This window comes from Chryseobacterium contaminans, assembly GCF_001684955.1.
Classification (GTDB): Bacteria; Bacteroidota; Bacteroidia; order Flavobacteriales; family Weeksellaceae; genus Chryseobacterium; species Chryseobacterium contaminans.
Window position 1 is genome coordinate 79,117 of the sequence record NZ_MAYF01000334.1, and the last position, 6,125, is coordinate 85,241.

The following is a 6,125-nucleotide window of genomic DNA, read 5'->3' on the forward strand; positions in this document are numbered from 1 at the left end:
AATTAAATATGAAAAAAAAATAAACTAACACATGGTACTTAACAACTTAAATTACCCACTGGATTTCAAGTTTAAAATTTCGACACTAGCCAGTGACTTCAACATTACTGACAAAAATGGGAATTATGTGGCCTACGTACGTCAGAAAATGTTTAAACTTAAAGAAGACGTTATTGTTTTCAATGATGAAAGTAAATCAAAAGAACTTTTCAGAATCAGAGCCAATCAATGGATCGATTTCAATGCTTCTTATTCTTTAAATGATATTGTAGATAACAAAAACTACGGTAGATTAGCCAGAAAAGGAATGCGTTCTATCTGGAAAGCAAGCTACGATATCCTTGATGCTAAAGATCAGCCTAAATTTAAAGTACAGGAAGACAGTGCATGGGTAAGATTCTGGGACAGCTTTGTAGGGGAACTGCCTATCATCGGAATGTTTACAGGATATTTCCTGAATCCTTCTTATACTGTGACCGGTATCGACGGAAAAGCATATTTCAAACTTAAAAAAATGCCTTCATTCTTTGGAAGAAGATTCCAACTAGACCGATTGATTGACATTGATGATGAGGAAGAAAGTTTAGTAATCCTTTCATTATTAATGATGACCCTTCTTGAAAGAGCAAGAGGCTAACATTTCAAAACCACAAACATATGAAATACCTAATCATTTTATTTTCTGCCTTTCTTTTAGTTGCCTGTAAAAAGGACAAAGAAACAGTTTCTGCAAACACTGCAGCGGATTCATCAAGCATTGCTACAGATTCTGCTACGGCAAGTATCCCTTCCGGAAAAATTCAGATTGAAACCATTTCATTTCCTGAAGAAATCAAAGAATGCTCATGCTATTTTGCAAGAAATAAGGCTGATTTTGAAGCGGAAAAATACATCTATGCTGATGATGCCGGTAAAACAGCGTATATGAAACTGGATGGTAAAAGACTCGCTATGAACCTGATCTCTTCAAGTGATATGGAAGTGGATGAAGAACTGACCAAAGAAATAGAAAATGAAGGCTATAAAATCTCTGTAAAAGGTAAAAAAATAAAAGGTGAAGAAGCCTTACTTTTTGAAGGCACCCTAACAATTGAAAAACCGGACGGCAGTGTTATTACAACACCGATCTACGGAGAATGTGGATGTTAACAACAAAAAAAGAAAATAAACTCAATATAAAATGAGCTTATCATTTTTATAACACATAAAAATGCTTCTGTATCCCACGGAAGCATTTTTTATTTTGTAAATTTGAGAAAAATAAATTTCAATGGCATTATCTAACATAGAACCGCAGATAATCTGGAAAAACTTCTCCAAATTAAATGCAGTTCCAAGACCTTCTAAAAAAGAGGAAAAAGTAATTGCTTTCATCAAAGGATTTGGTGAAGATCTAGGCTTAGAAACTACTGTAGATGAAGTAGGAAACGTAATTATTAAAAAACCTGCCACTGCAGGAATGGAAAACCGTAAATCTATTGTACTTCAATCGCATTTGGACATGGTTTGCCAGAAAAACAATGATGTTAATTTTGATTTTGAAACAGAAGGAATCAAGATGGAAGTTGATGGAGATTGGGTAAAAGCACAAGGAACTACTCTGGGAGCTGACAATGGTTTAGGTGTAGCAACCATTATGTCTATCCTTGAAAGTTCAGATATTCCGCACCCTGCATTGGAAGCGTTATTCACTATTGATGAAGAAACAGGAATGACAGGTGCTATCGGGTTAAAACCTGGACAACTTACCGGACAAATCCTATTAAATCTTGATACAGAAGAAGATGATGAAATTGACATAGGCTGTGCCGGAGGTGTAGACGTTACCATCACTCAAAACTATGCAACAGAAACTCCGAAAGGACAGGTTGTAAGAATTGAAGTAAAAGGTTTACAGGGCGGACATTCAGGAATGGATATCCACAAAGGTTTCGGAAATGCCAACATAATCCTGGGAAGGCTTCTTTACAAAGGGATAGAAAATCAAAATGTAGAACTAATCTCTATTGATGGTGGCGGATTAAGAAATGCTATTCCTAGAGAAGCAGTTGCTATCATCTCTGTAAGAAATGCTCAGGAGTTCATCCAGGATGCTACTGTTCTTAAAGCAGAAATTTTAGAAGAATTTGCCTCTGTAGAAGCAGGTCTTCAAATCAATATTGAGAATTCCACGTCTTCCGATAAAGCGATTTCAGAAGCAGATTCTAAAAAAGTAATCCTTACTTTAAAAGCTCTTCACAACGGAGTATACAGAATGAGTCCAGATGTAGCTGACCTTGTAGAAGCTTCTAACAACGTTGCAAGAGTTGAATTGAAAGGCGGGGAATTAAAGATTCTTAACCTTACAAGATCTTCAGTAGACTCTTCTAAATATTCTACAGCAGAACAGTTGAAATCTGTAGCAGAATTGGCAGGAATGAATGTAGTATTCAGTGGTTCATACCCAGGATGGAAACCAAGACCAGGATCTGAAATTGTACAGATCATGGAAAAGATCTACACAGAGAAATTCAATGAAAAGCCTCATGTAGTAGCTTGTCACGCAGGCTTAGAATGTGGTATCATCGGAGCTAACTATCCGGACATGGAAATGGTAAGTTTCGGACCAACCATCAGAGGAGCACACTCTCCTGATGAGAAAGCTAACATTCCGTCTGCTCAGAAATTCTGGAGCTTCCTGAAAGATATTTTAGCGAATATTCCTCAGAAATAAAGCATTAAAACAACTATATTAAATATCCAAAGTCTTAGATTTTGGATATTTTTAATTTAAACCATTAAGTCATTTTAAGCGATTAAGGGTTCCAAAAAACATTTAAATATGAAAAATATTACAGTATTCTGCGGCTCAAGTTTCGGCACAGATAAAATTTATGAAGAACAGGCATTTTTACTTGGCCAGACGTTAGCAAAACAAGATATACAACTCATTTACGGCGGTTCTCAAACCGGTTTGATGGGAACAATAGCTAACGGAGCATTAAGTGAAAACGGAAAAGTAACCGGAGTTCTCCCTCATTTTCTACAAGCTAAGGAAATTGCCCATAAAAACCTTACTGAGCTGGTTCTCGTAGAAACTATGCACGAGAGAAAAACCAAAATGAATGAGCTTTGTGATGGTGTCATCGTTCTTCCAGGCGGATACGGAACTTTAGAAGAGTTCTTCGAAATGATTACCTGGGCACAGCTTGGACTTCATAAAAAGCCCATCGGAGTTTTAAACATTGATGGCTTTTACAATGATCTGATTAATTTGGTTGAAAATATGGTGAATAAAGGCTTTTTAAAGGCTGTAAATCGGGATATGCTGCTCATCAGTGACAATATAGATGAACTGCTTGAAAAGATGAGGAACTACCAGGCTCCTACCGTTGGAAAATGGATTTCTAAAGAAGAAATATAAACTAACAATAAATAAGTAAAAACCCGTCCGGAAAATCCGAACGGGTTTCTTATTAAGATTAAAAAATATTTTCTAAGGATAAGGAGCAATTTCCACTTCAAGTCCTTCCATGGCATCTGCAATATGCAATTGGCAACCTAATCGGCTGTTATCTTGCACATGGAAAGCTTCCGCAAGCATTGCATCTTCTTCAGTACCCATTGGTTCCAGACCAGGATCATTGATTACATAAACCTGGCATGAAGCACACATCGCCATTCCGCCGCATACACCAATAGTACCTTCTTCAGCCAATTCATAAGAACGGATGATCTCCATTAAGTTCATGGACATATCCGTTGGAGCGATAACATCGTGGGTTACACCTTCTCTGTCGGTGATTTTAATATTAATATCTGACATAATTCTGCAAAATTAGTCAATTTTTTTCACAACAGCCTTCTCTGCTTCCTTACGGCTTCCGTCAAATCCGTCTACTCCACTTACCGTTGTATATTTTAATACGAATTTTTTACCCGGATTCAGCCTGTTATAAACACTCTGACACATTAAAGTAGCCTCGTGGAAACCACAAAGAATCAGCTTTAATTTTCCAGGATAAGTATTGATATCACCAATTGCATAAATACCGTCGATATTAGTCTGATAATCTAATGCATTGTTTACCACAATCGCATTTTTCTCAATATTTAAGCCCCAGTTTCCGATCTCTCCTAGTTTTGGAGTCAATCCGAATAATGGAATGAAATAATCTGTTTCAATTTCAAAAGCATCCTCACCATCTTTCTGTACAGTGATGGCTTCTACTTTTCCGTCGCCTCTGATCCCGGTAACTTCAGCAGGAGTAATTAATTTAATTTTCCCTTCGTTTTTCAGATCCTGAACTTTTTCTACAGAATCCAAAGCTCCTCTGAACTCATTTCTTCTGTGGATTAAAGTAACTTCGCTTGCTACGTTGGAAAGGAAAATACTCCAGTCAAGAGCTGAATCTCCACCTCCGGCAATAACTACTCTTTTATTTCTGAAGTGCTCAGGCTCTTTAACGAAGTATTCAAGACCTTTTTCTTCATAATCCGCTACATTTTCAAAAGTAGGTTTTCTAGGTTCAAAAGTTCCCAATCCACCTGCAATAGCAATCGCTTTACATCTGTGAACCGTTCCTTTATTAGTTACCACTTCAAACCATTCATCATCAACCTTTGTATAAGAAACAGCAGTTTCCCCTAAAGTGAATCCAGGTTGGAACTGTTTGATCTGCTCCATCAAATTATCTACTAATTCTCCAGCATTCACTGAAGGATACCCTGGGATATCAAAAATAGGTTTCTTAGGATAAAGTTCAGCCAATTGCCCTCCCGGTTGTGGAAGTGCGTCAATAATGTGGCACTTCATTTTTAAAAGACCAGCTTCAAAAACTGCAAAAAGCCCTGTAGGACCTGCACCTATGATCAATATATCAGTGGTTATCATAATTTAAGATAATTTAATTATACATGTAGCTGCAAATTTACTAATTTTAATGCGAAGCATATTTAATTGATTCTAAATAAAAAGCTGAGATTTGTCAAATATCTATTATTTAAGATATTAAATTTGGCAGTGTTTTTGTAAATGTCATATTATGAAGAAAATTTTAAACCTTTTTGCAGTATTTATATTCTTTTTAGGCTCTGCCCAGATTGATAACGTGGCAGATGGTGAATCCATCACGCTTAGAATTCATTATGGGTTCTTAAATGCCGGGACAGCGAATCTTACTACAAAAAAGACAACTTACAAAGGAGCACCGCATTTATATGTAAAAGGTACCGGACAAACCACAGGTGCTGTAAAGGCTTTCTTCAAAGTAGAAGACCTATATGAAAGCTTTATTGACAGTGCCAGCGGCTTACCAAGTTATTATGTACGAAATGTACGTGAAGGAAGTTACCGCCAGCATCTTGAAACGGCTTTTAATCACGATAACAATACTTTAATCTTAACTGATAAGAAAACACCTGCCAACGGATCAAAAGTCATCAAATCTGTAAAAGGTGTACAGGATATGCTTTCATGTTTCTACTATTTAAGAAGCAAAAGCCCCGAAGAACTTAAAGTAGGAACCGTGATCAATATGAACGTATGGATTGATGATGAGATGTTCCCTTTCCAGCTTAAAGTAACTGGAACTGAGAATTTAAAAACAAAATTCGGTACGATCAATTGTTTAAAAATTATTCCATCTGTGAAAAGCGGAAGAGTGTTCAAGGAGAAAGAAGGAGTAACGATGTGGGTTTCTAACGATGCCAACCATATTCCTATGCTTCTAAAAGCTGAACTGGCTGTGGGTTCCCTGAAAGCTAGTATTGACGATTACAAGAACGTAAAATATCCTTTAAAGTTTACCAAGTAAACATATATAGCCAATTTTTTTAATGTACTAATGTCTGTAATTTTTTACAGGCATTTTTTATTTTGAATGTAATAGATTCCGGATACAGATTGTCTTTCTTATAGAAGCAGCAATGAGGCTGCTAGGTCAATACTTCTTTGATTTCACCTATTGAAGTATGGACATAAGAAACAGGCACGTGTAAATTTTCCAATAAAAATCCGTTTTTAATTACGTTTTGTTTCTTAGGTCAGTAATTAAAAACAAAAACCTCCGGAGCTCCGGAGGTTTATTTATTATAGTGTCTTGAATTGCTCCAAGGTTCTTATATCATTTTCAAAGAACATTCTG

General features: G+C 36.4%; 7 protein-coding genes. 5 read left to right on the forward strand and 2 right to left on the reverse strand.

Annotated elements, in window-relative coordinates; translation table 11 throughout:
* Positions 1 to 31 precede the first annotated feature (31 nt).
* The 4 genes from BBH99_RS18820 (at position 32) to BBH99_RS18835 (ending at position 3,403) form a co-directional block, all read left to right on the forward strand.
* Positions 32 to 637 (forward strand): LURP-one-related/scramblase family protein, encoded by a 606-nt coding sequence (locus BBH99_RS18820; RefSeq protein WP_066699403.1) that lies wholly within the window; start codon positions 32 to 34, stop codon positions 635 to 637.
* 20 nt (positions 638 to 657) lie between these two features.
* Entirely contained in the window at positions 658 to 1,149 is a 492-nt protein-coding gene (locus tag BBH99_RS18825) for a hypothetical protein (RefSeq protein WP_066699415.1), read from the forward strand.
* Between the two features lie 121 nt (positions 1,150 to 1,270).
* Positions 1,271 to 2,713: an aminoacyl-histidine dipeptidase gene (locus tag BBH99_RS18830; RefSeq protein ID WP_066699421.1), complete on the forward strand. Its 1,443-nt coding sequence runs from the start codon at positions 1,271 to 1,273 to the stop codon at positions 2,711 to 2,713.
* Between the two features lie 108 nt (positions 2,714 to 2,821).
* Positions 2,822 to 3,403, forward strand: a complete 582-nt coding sequence (locus BBH99_RS18835) for an LOG family protein (RefSeq protein ID WP_066699426.1) — start codon at positions 2,822 to 2,824, stop codon at positions 3,401 to 3,403.
* A gap of 72 nt (positions 3,404 to 3,475) precedes the next feature.
* Here BBH99_RS18835 and BBH99_RS18840 read toward each other — a convergent pair whose 3' ends face one another.
* Together BBH99_RS18840 and BBH99_RS18845 are read right to left on the reverse strand one after the other, a co-directional pair.
* The gene (locus tag BBH99_RS18840) at positions 3,476 to 3,805 is read right to left on the reverse strand and encodes a 2Fe-2S iron-sulfur cluster-binding family protein (protein WP_066699428.1); all 330 of its coding nucleotides are present in this window, start codon (positions 3,803 to 3,805) and stop codon (positions 3,476 to 3,478) included.
* A gap of 12 nt (positions 3,806 to 3,817) precedes the next feature.
* Complete coding sequence (locus BBH99_RS18845; protein WP_066699431.1) at positions 3,818 to 4,873, reverse strand: NAD(P)/FAD-dependent oxidoreductase; 1,056 nt, start codon at positions 4,871 to 4,873, stop codon at positions 3,818 to 3,820.
* A gap of 151 nt (positions 4,874 to 5,024) precedes the next feature.
* Here BBH99_RS18845 and BBH99_RS18850 point away from each other — a divergent pair, with 151 nt between their 5' ends.
* The gene (locus tag BBH99_RS18850; RefSeq protein ID WP_066699433.1) at positions 5,025 to 5,795 is read left to right on the forward strand and encodes a DUF3108 domain-containing protein; all 771 of its coding nucleotides are present in this window, start codon (positions 5,025 to 5,027) and stop codon (positions 5,793 to 5,795) included.
* Positions 5,796 to 6,125 lie beyond the last annotated feature (330 nt).